Origin of the sequence: Paraburkholderia sp. RL17-380-BIE-A, from assembly GCF_046028085.1 — a bacterium.
Lineage (GTDB): Bacteria > Pseudomonadota > Gammaproteobacteria > Burkholderiales > Burkholderiaceae > Paraburkholderia.
On sequence record NZ_JARESQ010000018.1, the window covers coordinates 53959 to 72407 of the forward strand.

The 18449-nt window shown below is 59.0% G+C and carries 17 protein-coding genes and 1 pseudogene; 9 read left to right on the forward strand and 9 right to left on the reverse strand.

Going from position 1 to position 18449, the window contains the following annotated elements:
- Positions 1–80: 80 nt before the first annotated feature.
- A complete protein-coding gene (locus tag P0D68_RS26835) occupies positions 81–992 on the reverse strand; it encodes a ferritin-like domain-containing protein (RefSeq protein ID WP_408301782.1) in 912 nt (303 codons plus the stop codon).
- A 329-nt stretch (positions 993–1321) separates the two neighbouring features.
- On the opposite strand from P0D68_RS26835, the gene P0D68_RS26840 reads away from it, so the two are divergent.
- The 3 genes from P0D68_RS26840 (at position 1322) to P0D68_RS26850 (ending at position 3445) form a co-directional block, all read left to right on the forward strand.
- Positions 1322–1846, forward strand: coding sequence for a gamma carbonic anhydrase family protein (locus P0D68_RS26840; RefSeq protein WP_408185444.1), 525 nt, complete (start codon positions 1322–1324; stop codon positions 1844–1846).
- A gap of 64 nt (positions 1847–1910) precedes the next feature.
- The gene (gene hslO / locus P0D68_RS26845; protein WP_408301780.1) at positions 1911–2861 is read left to right on the forward strand and encodes an Hsp33 family molecular chaperone HslO; all 951 of its coding nucleotides are present in this window, start codon (positions 1911–1913) and stop codon (positions 2859–2861) included.
- Positions 2862–3055: 194 nt separating this feature from the next.
- Complete coding sequence (locus P0D68_RS26850; RefSeq protein ID WP_408301778.1) at positions 3056–3445, forward strand: hypothetical protein; 390 nt, start codon at positions 3056–3058, stop codon at positions 3443–3445.
- Between the two features lie 122 nt (positions 3446–3567).
- Here P0D68_RS26850 and ftsB read toward each other — a convergent pair whose 3' ends face one another.
- The 8 genes and pseudogenes from ftsB to P0D68_RS26890 form a co-directional block, all read right to left on the reverse strand.
- On the reverse strand, positions 3568–4002 hold the full coding sequence (ftsB, locus tag P0D68_RS26855; RefSeq protein WP_091792905.1) for a cell division protein FtsB: 435 nt from the start codon (positions 4000–4002) through the stop codon (positions 3568–3570).
- 107 nt (positions 4003–4109) lie between these two features.
- A complete protein-coding gene (gene eno / locus P0D68_RS26860; RefSeq protein ID WP_042322785.1) occupies positions 4110–5393 on the reverse strand; it encodes a phosphopyruvate hydratase in 1284 nt (427 codons plus the stop codon).
- Between the two features lie 165 nt (positions 5394–5558).
- The gene (gene kdsA, locus P0D68_RS26865) at positions 5559–6413 is read right to left on the reverse strand and encodes a 3-deoxy-8-phosphooctulonate synthase (protein ID WP_091792904.1); all 855 of its coding nucleotides are present in this window, start codon (positions 6411–6413) and stop codon (positions 5559–5561) included.
- Positions 6410–8083: a CTP synthase gene (gene pyrG, locus P0D68_RS26870; protein ID WP_408185442.1), complete on the reverse strand. Its 1674-nt coding sequence runs from the start codon at positions 8081–8083 to the stop codon at positions 6410–6412. Before pyrG ends, kdsA begins: the two co-directional genes overlap by 4 nt.
- Positions 8084–8257: 174 nt before the next feature.
- Complete coding sequence (locus tag P0D68_RS26875; RefSeq protein ID WP_091792902.1) at positions 8258–9061, reverse strand: alpha/beta fold hydrolase; 804 nt, start codon at positions 9059–9061, stop codon at positions 8258–8260.
- Positions 9062–9204: 143 nt separating this feature from the next.
- Positions 9205–11004: pseudogene (locus P0D68_RS26880) on the reverse strand (DNA internalization-related competence protein ComEC/Rec2); the annotation flags it as partial.
- Positions 11005–11063: 59 nt separating this feature from the next.
- Positions 11064–11408 (reverse strand): hypothetical protein, encoded by a 345-nt coding sequence (locus P0D68_RS26885; protein WP_408301775.1) that lies wholly within the window; start codon positions 11406–11408, stop codon positions 11064–11066.
- A gap of 90 nt (positions 11409–11498) precedes the next feature.
- A complete protein-coding gene (locus P0D68_RS26890; protein WP_408301773.1) occupies positions 11499–12086 on the reverse strand; it encodes a tyrosine-type recombinase/integrase in 588 nt (195 codons plus the stop codon).
- A 338-nt stretch (positions 12087–12424) separates the two neighbouring features.
- Between P0D68_RS26890 and P0D68_RS26895 the strand changes: the two genes are divergently transcribed.
- From P0D68_RS26895 to P0D68_RS26920, 6 genes are all read left to right on the forward strand, one after another.
- Positions 12425–13138 (forward strand): DUF5343 domain-containing protein, encoded by a 714-nt coding sequence (locus tag P0D68_RS26895; RefSeq protein ID WP_408301771.1) that lies wholly within the window; start codon positions 12425–12427, stop codon positions 13136–13138.
- Positions 13135–13656: a hypothetical protein gene (locus P0D68_RS26900; RefSeq protein ID WP_408301769.1), complete on the forward strand. Its 522-nt coding sequence runs from the start codon at positions 13135–13137 to the stop codon at positions 13654–13656. Before P0D68_RS26895 ends, P0D68_RS26900 begins: the two co-directional genes overlap by 4 nt.
- 70 nt (positions 13657–13726) lie before the next feature.
- On the forward strand, positions 13727–15847 hold the full coding sequence (locus P0D68_RS26905) for an NACHT domain-containing protein (protein WP_408301767.1): 2121 nt from the start codon (positions 13727–13729) through the stop codon (positions 15845–15847).
- On the forward strand, positions 15844–16728 hold the full coding sequence (locus P0D68_RS26910) for a RelA/SpoT-related domain-containing protein (protein WP_408301765.1): 885 nt from the start codon (positions 15844–15846) through the stop codon (positions 16726–16728). Before P0D68_RS26905 ends, P0D68_RS26910 begins: the two co-directional genes overlap by 4 nt.
- A gap of 444 nt (positions 16729–17172) precedes the next feature.
- Positions 17173–17655, forward strand: coding sequence for a hypothetical protein (locus P0D68_RS26915; RefSeq protein ID WP_408301763.1), 483 nt, complete (start codon positions 17173–17175; stop codon positions 17653–17655).
- Between the two features lie 278 nt (positions 17656–17933).
- Positions 17934–18449, forward strand: a complete 516-nt coding sequence (locus P0D68_RS26920; RefSeq protein WP_408301761.1) for a hypothetical protein — start codon at positions 17934–17936, stop codon at positions 18447–18449.

Below are 18449 nucleotides of genomic sequence, written 5' to 3' on the forward strand. Positions count from 1 at the left end.
GGCACGTCCAAAAAAAGAATGGTCGTTCGATTATAACGAGATAGGCCGGCAACGCGCGGCGCCGGATTGCGAAGGAAGCCTCAGTCGGCGGCGGACGGCGGCACCGCCTGCGGAGCGTTGAGGCCCGCGAGGGCTGTCAGCTCGGCCAGTTCCGCTTCGTCGAAGCCGGCCTCGCGGCGCGCCTCGAAATTGAACGGACCACGTAATTTCGGTGCGTGATACTGGTCGGCAAGACGCGTGTACGAGTCGTGAGGGTCGAATCCGCTGGCGTCGCACAGGTGCCGGAACCAGCGGTTGCCGATCAGCACGTGGCCGATTTCGTCGCGCAGGATCACGTCGAGAATTGCCGCCGATGCCTGATCGCCCGCCTGCAACAGGCGCGCTCGAATCGGCGGCGAGGCGTCGAGGCCGCGCGCTTCGAGTGTGCGCGGCACCAACGCCATGCGCGCCAGCACGTCGCCGCGCGTGCGCTCGCACATGTCCCACAAGCCGTCGTGGGCCGGGAAGTCGCCGTAGACGTGGCCGTACTGCGCGAGGCGCGCGGCCAGCAGCGAGAAGTGATAGGCCTCTTCGGCGGCGACTTTCAGCCAGTCGGTGTAGAACGCCGCGGGCATGCCGGCAAAGCGCCAGACCGCGTCGAGCGCGAGATTGATGGCGTTGAATTCGATGTGCGCGAGCGCATGCAGCAGAACCGCGCGCCCTTGCGGCGATTGCATGCTGCGCCGCTTCAACTGGCGCGGATCGACCAGTTCGGGCCGAGCGGGACGGCCCGGCAGACCGGCCGGTTCGACGAGTTCGAGGTCTGCGGCGCACACCATGCCGCCTTCGAGTACCGCCGCGTAGAGCCCTCGGGCCGCGGCGGCCTTGGCGGCCGGATCGGCTTCGCACAATGCGTGGAGCGCGGCGGCGCGCGCGCAATGCGCTTGCCGTCCGGAATCGGCGACGGATGAATCAGACGGAGCGGACGGAGCGGACGGAGCGGCAGACATCATGGCAAGCGGATCGACAAAGGAAACAGCAAAAAGAGCCGAAGGCGCGGAGGCCAGGGAAACGGCAGGACGAGCCGCGGCCGATACATCGACCCGCGGCCTTCAAAGCACGAGCCGCGGCACGACCACGCAACCTGCAGCCCCAGGAGCGAAGCGGCGTATCGCGCCGCCGTATCAAGCGGCTCAAGCACACAACCGTTTACAATACTCGATTCGCGACCATCCAACGTGGCCAAAGCCTTGGCGTGGCGGCACAGCCCGGCGGCGCAAGACATGCCGGCCCGTTTCGCGCCCTATTCCGCGCACGTAGCGACCGATCAAGAGGAGACACTGTGACCATTTACAAGCTTGGCGATGCCGCCCCGACCATCCATGAAAGCGTGTTCGTAGCGGATTCAGCGAGCATCATCGGCAACGTCACGCTCGAAGAGAACGCCAGCGTCTGGTTCGGCGCGACGATTCGTGGCGACAACGAGCCCATCACCATTGGCACGGGCAGCAACGTGCAGGAAAACGCCGTGCTGCACACTGACCCCGGTTTTCCGCTGACGATCGAGCCGAACGTCACGATCGGCCACCAGGTCATGCTGCACGGCTGCACGATCAAGGAAGGTTCGCTGATCGGAATTCAGGCCGTGGTCTTGAATGGTGCGGTGATCGGCCGCAACTGTCTGGTCGGAGCGGGCGCCATCGTCACCGAAGGCAAAGTGTTTCCCGACAATTCGCTGATTCTCGGCGCGCCCGCCAAGGTGGTGCGCGAACTGACCGAGACGGATATCGCCAACATGCAGCGCGGCGCGGCAACCTATGCCGAGCGCCGCGAATATTACAAGGCGCAGCTCGTGCGCATCGGCTAGCCAGCCGGTGCGCACGGCGCGCACGACGCGGCATCACGCTGCGTCATTTGACCGAGGAAAAGTTGTGAGCGACCAGTTGCAAAAATTCATGTTCAGCGCGGCGCCGGTGCGCGGCGAGATCGTTTCGCTGCGCAATACGTGGCAGGAAGTCCTGTCACGCCGCGATTATCCGGCGCCGGTGCGCACGGTGCTGGGCGAAATGATGGCCGCGTGCGCGCTTCTGTCGGCGAACCTCAAGTTCGACGGCACGCTCATCATGCAGATTTTCGGCGACGGCCCGGTCAAGATGCTGGTGGTGCAGTGCGGCTCCGATCTGTCGATGCGCGCCACCGCCAAGCTGTCAGGCGAGGCGGCCAACGTGATCGGCGAGACGACCAGCATGGTCGACCTGTTGAACGCGAGCGGCCACGGCCGTTGCGTGATCACGCTCGATCCGGCCGACAAGCAGCCCGGTCAGCAACCGTATCAAAGTATCGTGCCGCTCTCGGGCGTGGACGGCCCGCTCAACTCGATGTCCGAAGTGCTCGAGCATTACATGCACCACTCGGAGCAGCTCGACACGCGCCTGTGGCTCGCGGCGAACACCGAACGCGCCGTCGGCATGCTGCTGCAAAAACTGCCGGGAGACGGCGGCATCGTCCCGCATCCGGGCGATCTGGACGCGGACACGTGGGAACGCGTCTGCACGCTGGGCGGCACGATGTCGCAAGACGAGTTGCTGAAGGAAGAACCGGAAACGATTTTCCGGCGCCTGTTCTGGCAGGAGAACGTTCAGCATTTCGAACCGGCAAAGACGCGCTTCGAGTGCACGTGTTCGCGCGAAAAGGTCGGCGGCATGCTGAAGATGCTGGGCCGCGAAGAGGTGGACGGCGTACTCGAAGAACGCGGTCACGTGGAGATTCATTGCGAGTTCTGCAACCAGCGTTACGAGTTCGATCCGGTCGATGTCGCGCAACTTTTTGTCGCCGAGGCGCTCTCACAAGGTGTGACGCCCGCGGCTGAACAGCGGCACTGAACGGCCCGCCGGCGCGCGGGCTCCATGCGCGCCGAACGCCGGTCCGTCACGCTTGTGTCACGGCAGACAATACCGTGTCGCCCGCTACCTTTTCAGGGCTCGGGCGGCACAGCATCGTCGAATATTGCGTTGAATCATTGGCGGGGCCAGGCGGCGCATGATTTGCTTAGGCATCCGACCGATGGAGATCGAACATGAACCACCCTACTTCGTTGATGCCGCTGCTGCGTCACGCACGCGCGGCCGCCGTGCTGGCTATCGTCGTCGGCAGTGGCATGCTGGCCGGCTGCATGATGGACCCGCCGGGGCCGTCGCCGATCTATAGCCGCCTGCCCGCCGACCAGTCGGGCACGGCCGGCAACGCCCAACCGCTGACACCCGCAGAGCGCCAGCGCTATGACGCGATCGACCAGCAGGTCATGGCCGAGCAGAATCAGGCGATTGCCGCCGAAAACGCGGCGCAAGCCTGGTCGCGTTACTACACGCCGCCAGTCAGTGTGTACGGCAGCTACTACGGTGGTGGTTGGGGGCACGGCTGGGGTACGGGAATTGGCGTCGGTTACGGGCCGTACTGGGGTTGGTGAGCGGCAGCAAGCTCACGCGCCGCGAGAATCCGACCGGACGAGCGAGCTTAAAGAAAAAGGCACGGTTCTCACCGTGCTTTTTTTTGCGTCTTTCGTATTGAACCCTTGAGCCGCGACGAAGCTCAGTGCGCAGGCTTCTTCTCGTTCGCAGCACCTTTGCCGCCGTGCTTGCGATCCGGCTTCGCGCGCGATTCCGGATTCGGCACCACATGCAGCGGCGCCGCCGACATCTCACCACGCGTGGACGTGGTGACCGATGGCGTGTTCGCCGTCGGCAACGGCGCATTCGGCGATACGAACTGCACGAACACTTCGCCGTCCTTCACCATGCCCATTTCATAGCGCGCCCGCTCTTCGACCGCGGCCGTGCCGTTCTGCAAATCCTGTACTTCACCTTGAATGCGCTCGTTACGTAGCTTCGAGTCGGCATTCTTTTGCACCTGCTGCGCCAGTTGCTGCTGCAACTCGTGGACGCGCAGCCAGCCGCCATGCCCCCACCAGAGCGGGTACTGGATCAGCGCCAGTAGAACGATCAGGACAGCAGTGACAAGCCGCATGAAGTAAGCACAATAAATACACGCCGCCCTGCGCTATACGCAGGGCGGCGGGGTCAATCAGAAACGAAGGATAACCGGCTCATCGGTCAGCGCCAGCACAACAGCCATTAGCGCAGATTGTAGAACGCCGACTTGCCCGGATAGCTGGCGATATCACCGAGGTCTTCTTCGATGCGCAGCAACTGGTTGTACTTCGAGATGCGGTCCGAGCGCGACAGCGAACCCGTCTTGATCTGACCGGCGTTCAGGCCGACTGCGATATCCGCAATCGTCGAATCTTCGGTTTCGCCCGAACGGTGCGAGATCACGGCCGTATAGCCCGCGCGCTTGGCCATTTCGATTGCCGCGAAGGTTTCCGTCAGCGTGCCGATCTGGTTGATCTTGATCAGGATCGAGTTGGCGATGCCCTTCTCGATGCCTTCCTTCAGGATGCGCGTGTTGGTGACGAACAGATCGTCGCCCACGAGCTGGACCTTCTTGCCGAGCTTGTCGGTCAGCGTCTTCCAGCCGGCCCAGTCGCTTTCGTGCATGCCGTCTTCGATCGAGACGATCGGGAATTTGTCGGCCAGGTTCGCGAGGTAATCCGCGAATTCCGTCGACGACAGTTGCAGGCCTTCGCCAGCCAGCTGGTACTTGCCGTCGTGGTAGAACTCGCTCGCTGCGCAGTCGAGCGCGAGCAGCACGTCTTCACCGGCGCGGTAGCCTGCTTTCTCAATGGCTTGCAGGATGGTCGACAGGCATTCGTCGTTGCTGCCGAAGTTCGGTGCGAAGCCGCCTTCGTCGCCCACTGCCGTGCTCATGCCGCGATCCGACAGGATCTTCTTCAGCGCGTGGAACACTTCGGCGCCGCAGCGCAGTGCTTCGCGGAAGGTCGGCTGGCTGACCGGCACGATCATGAATTCCTGGATGTCCAGGCTGTTGTTGGCGTGCGCGCCGCCGTTGACGATGTTCATCATCGGCACCGGCAGTTGCATCGCGCCCGAGCCGCCGAAGTAGCGGTACAGCGGCAGGCCGGCTTCTTCAGCAGCGGCTTTGGCGACGGCCATCGAGACAGCCAGCATCGCGTTCGCGCCGAGGCGCGACTTGTTGTCGGTGCCGTCGAGCTCCAGCAGCGTCTTGTCGAGGAACGCCTGCTCGGAAGCGTCCAGACCCATGATCGCTTCGGAGATTTCGGTGTTGATGTGCTCGACGGCCTTCAGCACGCCCTTGCCGCCGTAACGGCCGGCTTCGCCGTCGCGCAGTTCGATCGCTTCGCGCGAACCCGTCGACGCACCCGACGGCACCGCAGCGCGGCCCATCGTGCCCGACTCGAGCAGCACGTCGCATTCGACGGTGGGGTTGCCTCGCGAATCGAGAATCTCTCGACCGATGATATCTACGATAGCACTCATGGTTTCCTCAAGAAATGACGTTGAATTCTTTACTGTGACACTGTATCTGGCGCAGACCGGTCTCCCCGGCAAACTGCTTGCGCGCCGATACGTTCGACGACCATTGCGTGCATTCGCCGCGTGCCGATTGTGCAATCCGATCGTGACACGCGGTGAATGCCTGAATCAGTTGAAATCGCTTTCGAGGAACGGCGCGCGCTTGACGGCCTGATCGAGCGTAACCAGCGTCTCGAGCAGATCGGCCATGCGATGAAGCGGCACCGCGTTCGGACCGTCCGATTTGGCTTCGGCCGGATTCGGGTGAGTCTCCATGAAGAGTCCCGACACGCCCACCGCCACCGCGGCACGCGCCAGCACCGGCACGAACTCACGCTGGCCACCCGAGCTCGTGCCCTGCCCGCCCGGCAACTGCACCGAGTGGGTGGCGTCGAACACGACCGGCGCGTTGGTTTCGCGCATGATCGCGAGCGAGCGCATGTCCGACACGAGATTGTTATAGCCAAACGACACGCCGCGCTCACACGCCATGAAACGGTCTTCCGACAGACCCGCTTCACGCGCCGCATCACGCGCCTTGTCGATCACGTTCTTCATGTCGTGCGGTGCGAGAAACTGGCCCTTCTTGATGTTGACCGGTTTGCCCGAACGCGCGCAAGCGTGGATGAAGTCCGTTTGACGGCACAGGAAAGCCGGCGTTTGCAGCACGTCGACCACCGAGGCGACCTGCTCGATCTCGTGCTCGGCGTGAACATCGGTCAGCACGGGCAGACCGAGTTGACGCTTCACTTCGGACAGGATGCGCAAACCTTCGTCCATGCCCAGACCGCGAAACGACTTGCCGCTGCTGCGGTTGGCCTTGTCGTACGACGATTTGTAGATGAACGGAATATTCAGCTTCGCGCAGATTTCCTTCAGCCGGCCGGCTGTGTCGATCGTCATCTGTTCGGATTCGACGACACAGGTGCCTGCGATCAGGAAAAACGGCTTATCGAGCCCGATTTCGAAATCGCCCAGTTTCATGCTTTCTCCCCGACTGCGCTCGCCGTGCTTGCCTCGTGGTGCGCGAGCGCTGCTTCGACGAACGACTTGAACAACGGATGGCCGTCACGCGGCGTGGACGTGAATTCCGGGTGGAATTGCACACCGACGAACCACGGGTGCATGCTGCGCGGCAATTCCATCATTTCCGGCAGATCTTCACTCGGGGTACGGGCGCTGATGATAAGGCCGCCCGCTTCGAGTTGGGGCACGAAGCGGTTATTGACTTCATAACGGTGGCGATGGCGCTCGTTCACGTCCTTGCCATAGATCTCTTCGGCCATCGTGCCGGGTTTGATCGGGCAGCGTTGCGAGCCGAGGCGCATCGTGCCGCCCAGATCCGACTCTTCCGTGCGCTTCTCGACGCGGCCTTCACGGTCGTACCATTCGGTGATCAGTGCGACCACGCGGTTCGGCGTTTCCTGATCGAACTCGGTGCTGTTCGCGTCTTTCAGACCCACCACGTCGCGGGCGAATTCGATCACCGCCAGCTGCATGCCGAGGCAGATGCCAAGATACGGCACCTTCGCTTCACGCGCATAACGGATCGCGGCGATCTTGCCTTCGGTGCCACGACGGCCGAAGCCACCCGGCACGAGGACCGCGTCCAGATGCTTGAGGCTTTCGACGCCTTGCGTCTCGATTTCTTCCGAGTCGATGTATTCGATGTTGACCTTGGTCGACGTATGCATCGACGCATGGCGCAGCGCTTCGATCAGCGACTTGTACGACTCGGTCAGATCGACATACTTGCCGACCATGCCGATCGTGACTTCATTCTTCGGATGCTGCAGCTTCTCGACCAGATCGGACCACATGGACAGATCGGCCGGCTTCGGCGTGAGCTTGAGCTCTTCGCAGATGATCGCGTCGAGGCCCTGATCGTGCAGCATCTGCGGAATCTTGTAGATGCTGTCCGCGTCCCACACGGAGATCACGGCGTCTTCCGGCACGTTCGAGAACATGGAGATCTTCGCGCGCTCGTCGTCCGGAATGCGGCGGTCGGCACGGCACAGCAGCACGTGCGGCGAGATACCGATTTCGCGCAGCTTCTGCACGCTGTGCTGCGTGGGCTTGGTCTTCAGTTCGCCGGCCGTGGCAACCCAGGGCACCAGCGTGAGGTGCACGAAGCACGCGCTGTTGCGACCCATGCGCAGGCTCATCTGACGGGCTGCTTCGAGGAACGGCAGCGATTCGATGTCGCCCACCGTGCCGCCCACTTCGACGATGGCGACGTCCGGCTCACCGCACGTTGCGGAAGCCGCGCCGCGTTCGATGAACGCCTGGATTTCGTTCGTGATGTGCGGGATGACCTGCACCGTCTTGCCGAGATAATCGCCGCGACGTTCCTTGCGGATCACCGATTCGTAAATCTGGCCCGTGGTGAAGTTGTTGGCCTTGCGCATCTTCGTGCTGATGAAGCGCTCATAGTGGCCGAGGTCGAGGTCGGTCTCCGCTCCGTCTTCCGTCACGAACACTTCGCCGTGTTGAAACGGGCTCATCGTGCCGGGGTCGACATTGATGTAGGGATCGAGCTTGAGGAGGGTGACTTTAAGACCGCGCGATTCGAGGATCGCGGCGAGGGAAGCGGCGGCAATACCCTTGCCGAGGGAAGATACTACGCCGCCGGTGACGAAAACATATTTGGTCATCGCTGGATGCTCGCGGGAAAAACGGATTATACCGTAAAGCAGGGTCTCAACCCAGCAAAATCCGAGCGATGTCTGCGCGCGCATATGCCACCGCGGCGGCCGTCGCCGCAGGTCGATCATGCACCGTTTTTTGCGGCGCATGCACGGCGGCCATGCGCCGCACTCAACGCGGCGTCAGGCGCGCCGCTCCAGTTCATGCAACATGCGTTGCACCGCGCGCGCGGTTTCGAGCGGTTTTTCCATCGGGTACAGATGACTGCCCTCGATCCATTCCACATGACCGCCGGTCGCGCGGCGGGTTGCCGCGAGACCGGCCTGGCGAATTTCCTTCGAACGCGTGCCGGCGATGAAACCCACCGGCACCGGTGCGCCCCGGGCGAGCCGCGAGCCGAGCGTATGCGGCAAGGTTCTATAGATCTGATACTCGGTGCGGCGATCGAACGCCAGCGAACGCGAGCCGTCCGGCGAAGTTTGCGGAATCCCGAAGTCGATGTAGTCGGAGAGCATGCGCTCATCCCAGCGCGCGAATGCCGGCTTCGAATGGAAATGCCGCCACGCTTCGTCGCGGCTCGCCCACTGGGTGCGGCGCGTACGGGTGGCGGCCGCGGGCGAGAGACGCTCGTCGAGCCCGGTCCATTGCGACACCCGCAGCATGCTGCTGCGCCAGCCGGCGATCACCGGCGAATCGAGCATCACGACCCCTCTCACCCACTGCGGCTTTTTCAGCGCGGCCATCAGCGACAGATAGCCGCCGAGCGAATGCCCCACCAGCCACACCGGGTGTTCGTACGTTCTGCCAATGTCGTCGAGCAACTGCTCGACCAGATGCGGCCAGTCCTGCGTCACCGGAAAGCGCGCGTCGTGACCGATCCGCTCGATGGAGCGCAGTTCATAGTCGTCGGCGAGTTCGGCGAAGATCGTCCGGTAGGTCGACGCCGGAAAGCCGTTCGCGTGCGAGAAGTGGATGATGTTTTTCAACTGCGGCTATCTCCGTTCTGTTTTTTGCGCGCGGGGCTTCCGTGCGCGCTTGCGCGCAGGCGCTTTGCCCAGCAGCGCGTTTCTTGTGCGGTCCTGCTGCGTTTCGTCCATCCATGCCGGCCGGCATTTCGCCGACAAGCCTGCTAGCGATCCATCCAGTAGCGGCGCTGCGTGTCGCGATAACGCTCGAGCGTGAGCCCCGCACTTTCGCTCGTGGCGCGAGGATTCGACCCGGCGCCCGGGTTCACCTCGACCCGCACCGCACCGTCCGTATCGCTGCGGCCAAGTTCGATCTGCCGTGCCTTGTAGCGCTCGAACACACCCGCACTCGGATGATGAAAACGGTTGCGATAGCCTACCTGAAATAGCGCGACGAGCGGGTCGATAGAGTCGAGGAACGGCTCGGTCGACGAGGTCTTGCTGCCGTGATGCGGCACGACCAGCACCTGAGCCTGCAATGCGCCGCGATCACGCGCGAGCAGAACACGTTCCACGGGCGCCTCGATATCCGCCGTGAGCAAGGCGGTCATGACCGGCGGCGTTGTTTGAACGGGTTGAACGCCCGCGGTCGGCTGACCGGTGGCGGGCGGCAACGTGCTGACCCGCAGCACGCAGCAATGCGCGTTCGGCTTGCCTTGCAGCGGACCGGCGTCGGGCCAGAGCATCGTGAACTCGACGCCGTCCCACTGCCAGCGCTGCCCAGCCGCGCAGGGCAGCGTGTCGGCGCCGTGCCGGCGCGCGTTCGACCACAGCGCATTCGACGGCGCCAACGCCGCCACCATTTGATGCACCTCGATCGCGTCGAGAACAGCGGGCGCGCCGCCCGAATGATCGGAATCGGCGTGGCTGACGATCAGCGTATCGAGCGCGTTCACACCATGCGCCTGCAAGAACGGCACGACCACCCGCTCGCCCGCGTGAGTCGATTCCGGTCCCGGACCCGTATCGAACAGCAACGTGTGACGCGCCGTTTGCACCAGCACGGACGTACCTTGACCGACGTCCAGCGCCGTGAGGCGGAAGCTGCCGTGCGGTGGCCCGGACGGCGCCGGCATGACGAGCGGCAGCCACGTCAGCGGTGCGGCCCAGCGCAACGGCCAGCCGCGCGGCGCCAGACACCAGAGCACGCCGAGCGCGGCGGCGGCCAGCGTCCACGCATCCGGTTGCGGCAGGCGCCAGAGCGCCCAGGCGGGGCCCGACAGCCGCTGCAAGCCCGCGGCCAGGCACTCCAGCAAAGCATGCGCGACATGCCACGCGTAAGCGTCGAGCGGTGCGGGCAGCGCGACGCCCGCCAGTACCGACGGCGTCACCAGCAGGCTCACCCACGGAATCGCGAATGCATTCGCGAGCGGACCGATCAGCGGAATCTGCGCGAACCAGTAAACGGTGAGCGGCGCGAGCGCGACCGTCACGGCGAACTGCACCTGCGCCGCACTGCGCAGTCTTACGCCTGCACCGCGCACGCGGCGCGGCAATCCGGCACGCAGCCTCGATAGCCAGGACGGTGCCTCACCGTTCACGTTCGCATCGTCGTGGTGCTGTTCGTGGTCCTGCACTTGCGGGCGTCCCGACATGGCGAACAGGATTGCCGCGACCGCGCAGAAGGACAACCAGAATCCCGCCGACACGACCGCCCAGGGATCGATCAGCAGCACGAGCCCCAATGCCCAGGCAAGCACCGCGGACCGCGCCACATTGCGCCCGCTGACGAACGCGAGTGCGACCACAGCCGCCATCCATAGCGCGCGCTGCGCCGGCACATTGAAGCCGGCCAACGCGGCGTGCAGCGCGGCGAACAGCGCACCGCCCGTCATCGCGACGACTTGTGCGGGCAGCCGCAAGGGCCAGTCGCGGCCGATCCAACCGGAGCGCCGCCACAGCGCTCCCGCGAACCAGCCCGCGAGACCCGCGACGAAGCCAATGTGCAGTCCCGAAATCGCAATCTTGGGTTCAATTAAACCAAATTGACACTTGAAAAGTCTGGCCTTAGGTGCTAACGCCCTCAAATTTCGAGCAACTGCGCCACGAGAGTCCTGACCTGCGGCCCATTCTCACGAAGCACCGACACAAATCGCGCCACGATCAACTGGTTCTTACGGGCGTCGATCGTCTTGATCCGGCGATAGGCACCCTTGTCCACCGCACCACCAGCGCTGAGCTGGTCGATGGTGCTCTGAACAAGAGTCAGACGTTCCGCATCCAGTTCCGCCAGCGACGCAACAAGTTGCTGCTTTTCGGTTTTGACCGCTTCGACGCCTTGTGTCTGCGCCCTACCGGTAGTGCCATTAGCATCGGTATCAGCACTCGGATGGTTGATCTCTTTTCCTGCTTCACGCTTCAGGCTCATGTCATTTCTCCAAGTGAATTAAAAGGATTGGCTCCGCGTCCCGGCGATGTGCGTTGCCAGTCGGGAAAAGGTTTTTGTCTTGTGGCACCGTTACAGGTCCGCCGCGATCTTTCTGAGTTTCTGAGGGTTGTCTTCGGCATAGTGCGCCGTCATCGACACCGATGAATGGCCCATCAGCACCGAGACAGACTTCAGGTCGATACCTCGGCTGATCAGTTCAGTAGCGAACCACCGACGGCCGGAATGACTGCGCCCCCCCTGAACTCCGGCCTCAGCGTGCAACCGCGCGAGGAGTTGCTGCATCGTGTTCGGAGAAAACGCGGAGCCTTTCTGCGATTTGAAAAGGGACGCGTCACGGTTGAACAGGATGCCTTCGCGGGCTTGTCGCCAGCGAATATAATCAAGCAGCGATGCACGCAGATGTGTATTCGAAAGGTAGGCGACCCGCGGTTTGCCACCTTTCGTCACCTTGCTGGACAACCTACATTCGTCGCGAAGTCGTAGTTCGCCGTCCAGCACATCGGAAACGCGAAGGCCCGCAATCTCTTTCGCCCGCAGCCCGAGCCGATATGAGACGTTGACGATGGCGGCGTTTCGCCGACCATGCTTGGCTGCTTTCGCCACGGTCAGAAGTCGCCGCAACTCAATCGCCGATGGAACTGCCGCCTTACCCCGCATAACATATAAACCATTGATTTTGTTATGATAATTTTAAATCAATGCCGTGAGCAATGAAACAGGAACCTGTTCAACCTGAATGGCCGATTATGTCAACTCGCCGTACCGGCGATTTTCTGATCTTCGCCGAACTCTCGTCGGACGGCTGTAGTTGCAACTCGCGCGATCATCGTTGGTTACCCTTTCCTCGACGAGCAAACACAGCACTCGCCGCTAAGTTTCCACGTCCCCCCTCAGCGCTGATTTGTGTCACTATTTCCAGCTATCGAGAGAGCCCGGGCCGAAGTGTTCAAAAATGGCTGGGTAGGTCAATAGGCGTCCACCGAGCGGGGTGAAGCGTGGCAGAAGAAAACAAGAAACGCAGTTATCCAAAAATTGCGAGGAATAATTGGTTCGGCCTTCGCGAAAAGTTTAAGCAAAAGGTGCCAGCGGAAGTTTCTCCGAACTATCTGGCTTCGGCAATGAACATGAGTCCTGCGTCAGCAAGCGCAAACATCATCCCTCCGCTACGGACGTTCGGATTGATCGAAGAGTCGGGCAAGCCGACAGAACTTGCTTATGAATGGCGAGATGACGACAAATATGAGCAAGTCTGTGCGGCGCTCATCGAAAATACCTATCCCCAACAACTCCGCGACCTATTCCACTCTCCAGACGTCCCTCTTAAGAACGTAAGCGCGTGGTTTGCCCGCGACGGGAAAGTGGGCGAGTCCGCGGCCAGAATGCATGCGACGACATACCTGATGTTGCTTGAGGCAGATTTGGAAAAGGCCAAGGACGCCACACCTGGCAAGTCAAAACTGCCTTCCAAATCGTCACCCGCTCCTTCAAGGATCGTGAAGCCACAGCCAGTCAAATCTCTGGCAACGGCCAACGGCTCAAAAGGCGCAACGGCCTTGCTTGGGCACTTACCGGAAGGGCAAAAGGTACATACGTTTTCGCCAAAACTCCATATCGATGTGCAAATTCACATCTCGCCGGATAGTAGCTCTGAACAGATCGACAAGATTTTTGAAAGCATGGCCAAGCACCTTAAGGACTTCCATTCTTGAGCAAGAACATGGATGTCGCCAAAACCTTGGAAGTGGCAAAGCAACTGCGTGATGCAGTGCGGGCGAAGAATCCGCCGCCCGAAGAAGGTGCGCCTAGCCTAGTTGAGCCCGTTGTCTATTTTTCGCTGGTCAGAGGAACGCGGCCTTATCTCGAAAAGATCGTGCATCAGATAAATGGATCGTACGAAGGCGGGTGGTATGACGCATCAGCGGTCATGACGCGTCGACTTGTGGAAACGCTAATCATCGAATTGTTCGAGGCCCGCGGAATCGCTGACAGAATCAAGAACCCCAAGGGAGATTTTCTTTACCTGCGGGATTTGATCTCCGCCTTAACGGCCGAGCGAGACTGGAATTTATCGCGAAACGCGAAGGCGGCGCTTCCCCGATTGAAAGATGTGGGAGATCAGTCTGCCCATAGCCGCTACTTTGTCGCCCATCGGCAAGATATCGATAAGCTGATTCCCGACCTGCGTGTGGTCATCCAAGAACTTGTGACGTTGGCAAAACTGAAATAAGCCCAGACGCGCAAATTGCTACGAAGCTGAATTTCTTGTTCGCCGAGTCGGCAACAACTCCGGAGGATTCATGGATTTAAAAGCAGGACTCGTGGCCGCTTATAGACGTTACGGGTTTACTTTGGCACGTGACGGCGCACGAGATGACGTATTGGTTTTTACGCTAAAGACAGGTTATTTTGATAATGCGGAGATAATAAAGCTTAGCGCAAACGCAGTTACCGAAAATATTTTTAAAGACTTTTCTTCCGCTGGATATGCATGCACGGTCAGGGACGCGAAATCTCCAGAGCAAGCAGAAGAAGAACTATTTAATGGATTTTTCTCCGTTGATTCAACACGGACACGTCTAATTGACGACTATCGCCGCTTCACCTCCGCTTTGGTGCAACCATACGGAGAAAAAGCGAAATATGAATATATCAGAGCTCCCTATCAAATCGACGGCAAAGAAGGGCAGAAAACTCCGCCTGAAGAAGTAATGTCTCGGATTGACGAAGGCAGGCCAATTTTGTTTCTAATTGAAGCGGCTGCTGGATTTGGGAAAACTTGCACCGCCCAAGAAATCGTTCAACTCCTTGCAAATCATGAGAAACGATTGCCGCTGTATGCAGAGCTGTCGCGAAATCGTCAAGCCAGGATATTTCGATACATTTTACTCGACGAAATAGATCGCACGTTTCCACTGCTAAGTTCCAGTCTCGTTCAAACCGAAATAAAAAATGGACGTGTAGCTGCAATATTGGATGGCTTTGATGAACTGCTCAGAAAAGGCGAGGAAAGCGGAAACTTCGAGAATAAAGAGCCGATGCTGGAAACTGTCAGCGAATTATTGACAGGATGCGCTAAAATAATAATAACCACACGGCGGACCGTGCTATTCGATGGAGACGAATTTCATCAATGGCTGGATCGGCATGCCGGTACTTTTTCAGTCGTCCGTATCCGTATCCAAGAGCCGAAGATCAACGATTGGCTGCCGTACGATCGCGTTGAGCGGTTGAAAAGCGCCGGGCTTAATTTGGATGCCATGGCCAACCCGGTTCTGCTGTCATATCTTCGGTGCATTGACGAGTCGGCGTTCAGCGCTGCGGCGAATGAACCAGAAACTATCGTCCAAAGTTACTTTGAGTACATGCTCGATCGCGAGCGCGCGCGCCAAGATCTGCGAATGACCGTTCAGATGCAATCCGGTGTACTACGCGGCATTGCTGACGACATGATGATGAAGGGTTACACCGCTGAACAACGAGATTACATCATAAAAATTCTGCTAGAAACGAGTAGCAAGGAAATCGAGCTTGCACGTAGTCAATATGCTACGAGCGACAGACCAAGTAGAGAGGAAATTGCGAACAAGTTGGCGAGTCATGCTCTTTTAGACAGGAGTGCAGCAGAGGCAACAAAAATCGGATTTGTTAATGAATTCGCTTTAGGGAATTACGTTGCAGAGAATATTACGGCGAACCCGGAATGGTTAGGGGACGATCTCCGTTTCATTGATCCTGCCGTAAGGTCCTATGCCCCGCGAACCCCCGCGTCTCGCCAGATGCTATATCAAGGGTTGCTAAATTCTATGCCGTTCCTTGATGAGCGGGCACGAATAGAGGTTTCGTCGGGACTCATCGGAATATTGCCTGAGGATCTAGTCAACGGAACTGCTGAAGGCATGGAATTATCCTTGATAAATGTGGGCAATCCTGGTATTTCTTCATTTCAGTTTAATGAGGTAATTTTTAAGAATTGCCGATTTATAAAATCTGGCCTCTCCAACGTCACATTTCTTAATTGTCGTTTCTTTGATTGTGAAGTTTTACCCGATGACCCTGTTGGACCGATTTATGTACTAGGTGGAGCAAGCTCGCCAGAAATTGCATCTCAACTTTCCAATGCACTAATCGAAGATAAAAGCACAGCCTTGGGGAGCAGGGACAATGCAATCGAACGGGTATTGTTGAAGAGATTTTGGCCAATTGGCGATTCACTTGCTCAAAAACCGAGCAGGCCGGTGTATAAGCCAATGAAATTCCTATGTCAGCCGATTGACGACTTTAGTTCGGCGGAGCTTTACAATGGTATTGGTCGCCTACTCAAAGCTGGAATCTTGTTTGAATTAAACCGGTCTAACCTTATTGCATTGAATACTGATGCCATCGGTAAGGCCCAAGCAATATTCGAGAGTGTCGAATGATACAGATTTCGGCGTTCATGCGTGTCGCAGACGTTCTTCGTCGCGAGATTGAGCAAGAACTCATGTCAATTGGTCTACTGTGCCGCGTTTTCGGCAGAGGCAAATCGGCTAGCTCGCTAGAAGCAAAATTACGGTCAGTGCCCGGTAAGTATGCAATCGGGGGAAAGCTAATTCAGGACGCTGTCGGTATTCGCGTTGTCGTGTACTTTCCCGAGGATGTCCAGATAGTTGAGAAAGTGCTTCGTCTCAAGTTCGACTGCGATGATGCTTCCTCGACGATAGACAAGCCTACCGACACTGTCTTCTCCGTTTCAAGATATAACCTGGTTTTTCGGCTGCCGGAAGTGTATTTCCGAGATATGTCAAAACCCAGTACAGAACTTCCGGTCGACCGCGCATTTGAGGTCCAGATTCGAACTATTCTGTCTGAAGGCTGGCACGAGGTGGAGCACGATCTCCGCTATAAGCGGAAGGAGGATTGGAGCGGACATGATGACATGAGCCGAGGTCTGAACGGCGTAGTGGCAACGTTGGAAACTGCAGAGTGGAGCATGAGAAAAATATTTGATGATCTTGCATATAAGCATTACAAGAGTCACAAGTGGGACGCGATGTTACACTCGACGCTTCGCATGAGGATTACGGCTCCCTTAGGCGAAAACGTATGCGCGATTCTTGACTCAAACAGTGAAACGGCTCGCAGATTAATTCGGATACGCCGGGCAGATGTATTTTACGCACTTTTCAGGCTGGTTCCTCGCATTCCATTAACTGCAGATAATATTGTTTTTGTCTGGAATCATTTGTCACTGAAGGACCCCGCTCTGGCAGAACTGACCCCGCGTATGGTGCTAGACACGATAGAAGCGTCGTCTGTCTAGGGACGACTTTCTATGGATCGCGCCTCAACTCTCTGCCCGATTCGACGACAAGCGGTCACGCAATAAGCCCGGCATTTAGCTTGAAAAATTTGCCAGACCGGACTTGCGCCCGCCCGGCAACCGCCATCTTGGTCGGCAGCCCACAGTAGCTTCACTCGAACGCAGGTTCTCGCTCTGACTGCATGTGAAGCGCTGATGGCTGTTTCAGGGTGCGATCTGCCCACCCTGACTCTCGTCACGTACAGGTCCACCAGCAACTCTCGATCCCCGGAAACGTGAATATGAAAAAATAATTGCGGCCCAATCGCGACGCTGGCATACTTCATTCCACGGCGAGGCGTAACACTAAGTTTCTTGTCGCCGTCTTTACCCTCCGTGAAAGCTGCACTGCTATCCTCATCTCTTTCACGTTCCACTTAACTCTCGAAAGAGAATGGAGCGTGCATGTCTGGCCAAACCCAATCAATCGATTTTTCCATCGGCAACGCATACTTTCATCTGCGGCCGCTTGCTCCGTCCGACAAATATCTTGAGCTTTACTGCATGGGCTTCGAAGACGAGCTGCATTTCCGGTTCAGCGACTGGATGCGTCTGACGGATTTCATGTTCAGCAACGGAATCGCGGACGACCTCTTGATTCCCGAGGATGCCGCGCTCGACAGCTACCGCGAGCTCACGCTCATCGCAGGCTTTGCGCAACACGACGAAGCGCCCGCGCATCTGTCATACGCCGCGGTCGACCCGCTTGATCCGGAGAACACGCTTGCGAAAATCTACATGACGCGCGGATGCTGCGCAAAACTACTTCAGTCAATCCGCTGTGGCGAGCTTCGTCGTTTCGACCCATCCTTGGCAGATGCCGTCGAACCGCTGATGGCAGCTCTCGAGGACAGCGGCGGACTACTCGGCACTGTAGTCACCGGATAGCCGCCCACCCGGACGTAATCCAAGGCGCGGCAGTTAAAGCGGTGCATCGCCGGCCGCGCCTGTTAGGAAAATTGCCGGATGTAGTGCTGTCCGGTACATTCGGATCTGCGGTCACGGCAAACTTCGTCCACACGAAATCGCCGCGCGCAGCAAACCGATATTCAGTTCGTCGCAGTCCATGATGGACGTGTGCGCCTTCGATGGCAAATGAACTCCAGCGCCCCAAACCGGCGTCCAGTCGATCGCAATTGTGCCATCGACGTTTCCTGGAGAACGTTATGCCGTCCAATCGAATCATCCTTCGCCCGCTGAATCCGACCGTCGCTTACCCGGCATCCGGCCCACACGCCAATATTGGAGTTCTGTCGCACTATAAGCAGCGGGGATCGATTTCGCTGAGCCCGCCCGCCTGGGAGGCGCTCGCCGAGTTCGTTCTACGCGACGAATGGGAAATCGGGTACTCGTGCACGACGCTACCTCGTCCGTACGTCGCGCGAACTCACGCCGAGTTGGCCCTGAAAAAAAAGATGGCGCTTGAGAGCAATCTCCGAATGGTCGACTACGAAATCGAGCTGCCGAAACACGCCGACAAAGAGCAGTTCTTCCTGCTTTCGTCCGGGCTGTGTTCGAGCATTGGTCACGCGTTAGAGAGCGGCCTGATGGAACGAGAGGCTCCCGAGCTTCACAAGCAGCTTGCCTCCCAATCGATCGAATGGAAAGAATGCGGCGGCATGCACGGCTCGATCGATGATTCGCGTGCTGCCGCCCGCAGCCTGCGCGGACAATGTTTATAA